General features: G+C 71.2%; 2 protein-coding genes. Both read right to left on the reverse strand.

Translation table 11 applies throughout. The annotated features are described in order from the left end of the window. The coding region (locus V6M57_RS09680) for an esterase/lipase family protein (protein WP_442968803.1) at positions 1–1,459 on the reverse strand (1,459 nt) is incomplete at its 3' end. A 199-nt stretch (positions 1,460–1,658) separates the two neighbouring features. Continuing rightward, on the reverse strand, positions 1,659–2,132 hold a 474-nt coding region (locus tag V6M57_RS09685; RefSeq protein WP_442968804.1), incomplete at its 5' end, for a sodium:solute symporter family transporter.

Here is a 2,132-nt window from a genome sequence, read left to right on the forward strand (position 1 = left end):
CGCCGTACATGGAGCGCGTCTGCACCACGAGGTCGTTGTCGGTCCAGTAGAAAGCGTCGGCCAGCAGGGTCTTGACCCAGGCCGTCACGGAGTCGCCTTCGATGTCGCCGGCGACCACGCGCAACTGGCCGGGCAGCGGGCCGTCGCCGCCGTGCAGCCACTGCACCAGCGGGCTCTGTGGCGTCATGGCTTCCAGCCCGGGCAGCAGTGCGGGGTCGGTGCGGTGGCTGGCCACCTCGGCCACGAAGTCGAGCAGGGCGGGCGCCACCGGGATGCTGGCGAGCTCCAGCGTCCACTTCAGCACCGACACATAGGCGTCCAGCCGCCGCGAGGCCAGCAGCGTGCCGCGCGCCGGGCAGGCCACGCGCACCACCCGCTCGATGCGGATGTCGCGCCCCTGGAGTTCGGCGGCCAACTGGCGCAGGGCGCTCAGCTGCGCCCGGTGCGCGCCGCCCTTGAACGGTGCGAGCAATGCTTCGGACAGGGCGGGCCGGGCGCAGACCCGGGCCAGCACCTCGGCCACCAGGCCGCCGCGCGAGTGCGTGAGCAGGTGCACGCGCGCGCCATCGGGCAGGGCGCGCGCGAGCATGAGCGCGTTGTCGATCGGGCTGGCGGTCAGCGTCGGGTGGTCCAGCCCGTACACCCGCTGGCCGTAGTGCGCGAACAGATCGCGGACCTTTTGCGGGTGCTGTTGCCACAGCTTGCCGAAGGTGCCGTGGGTGTCGGAAAACGTGCCGTGCAGCAGCACCAGCAGTGGCTCGCCGGGGTCCGCGGCGGGCACGCGGGCGAGCTTGTGGCCACTGTCCTTGAGCGGCGCGCCCAGGGCGTCGGCGCTCAGGCGGTACACGCCGGGGTCCACCTGCTGGTCCAGCCGGGCCCCGATCCGGGCCGCTGCCAGTTCGCTCACCGGCCCGCTGAACAGGCCGGTCACCACCTCGATGCCCGAGAGCAGCGCCTCGCCCAGCCGCCCGCGCGTGGCGGCGCGTGGGCCGCCGGCCGCGGGGGCGCCCTGCCAGCCGAGTTCGACTGGCACCACCACCTCGCTCGGCGCATCGTCGGCCGCTTCACCCGGGCGCGAGGCGCCGCGCACGGCGCTGCGTGTCAGGCCCGACTGCGCCAGCATCAGGTCGCGCGCGGTCTCGGGGTGCAGCATCAGCGAAGGGCCGTTGGCGATGTGCAGCACCACCGCGTCCAGCCCCGGGCGCGCGGTCATGCGCACCGTGTCGTTGCCGCTGCTGCGGCGCGCGCCCGGTTGCACTTGCTGAATGACCTGGCCGCGCCCGCCGAATCCGCTGGGAAGGGCCGGGCCACCCCGGGTGGCGCCGACGGTCTGCAGTGCCTGGCCGCGGACGACGAAGGTGATGGCGGATGCCGGGGCGGTGCGGACCACGCCGAGGCCGGTGCGCCGTGAGCGGCCCGGGGGCTCCTGGGGGACGTTGACGACTGGTTTGCGGGCCATGATGTCCTCCCCGGGGTCAAGGCTTCAAACGGTGCAATTCGTCACAAATTCTGTTCCTGTCGTTGGGACGGTGCCCATCGCAAGTTGTAAGCGTTTGTCTCGCGCGCCGCGCCCGGCGGGTTCTGGAGCTCGCCAGAAAGCGGCAAGGGCCGAAGGCACAACACCTTCGGCCCTTGGCCATTCCATCAGGGTCTCGGGTTCAGTGGCCTGACGCGCCCGATGCGCCGATGCCGGTTTCCGAGCGCACCTGCTGCGCCAGGAAGCCGCCCCGGTCGACCTTGGCGCGCTGGCTGTTGTCGAGGATGGAGAACAGCCAGATGCCCACGAAGCCGATCGTCATGGAGAACAGGGCCGGCGAGGTGTAGGGGAACAGCGCCGAACCCTTGGGGTTGCCCAGGGTCACTTCCCACACCGAGGGCGAAACCACGGTGAGCGCCACCGACGAGATCAGGCCCAGGAAGCCGCCAATCACCGCGCCCTTGGTGGTGCAGTCTTTCCACAGCACGCTCATGAACAGCACGGGGAAGTTGGCCGAGGCCGCGATCGCGAACGCCAGCGACACCATGAAGGCGATGTTCTGTTTCTCGAAGGCGATGCCCAGCACCACGGCGATGATGCCCAGTGCGATCGTCGTCGCCTTGGACACGCGCAGCTCCGAGGCGCTGTCGGCCTG

Origin of the sequence: Ramlibacter sp., from assembly GCF_036676645.1 — a bacterium.
Taxonomy (GTDB): Bacteria; Pseudomonadota; Gammaproteobacteria; order Burkholderiales; family Burkholderiaceae_C; genus Ramlibacter.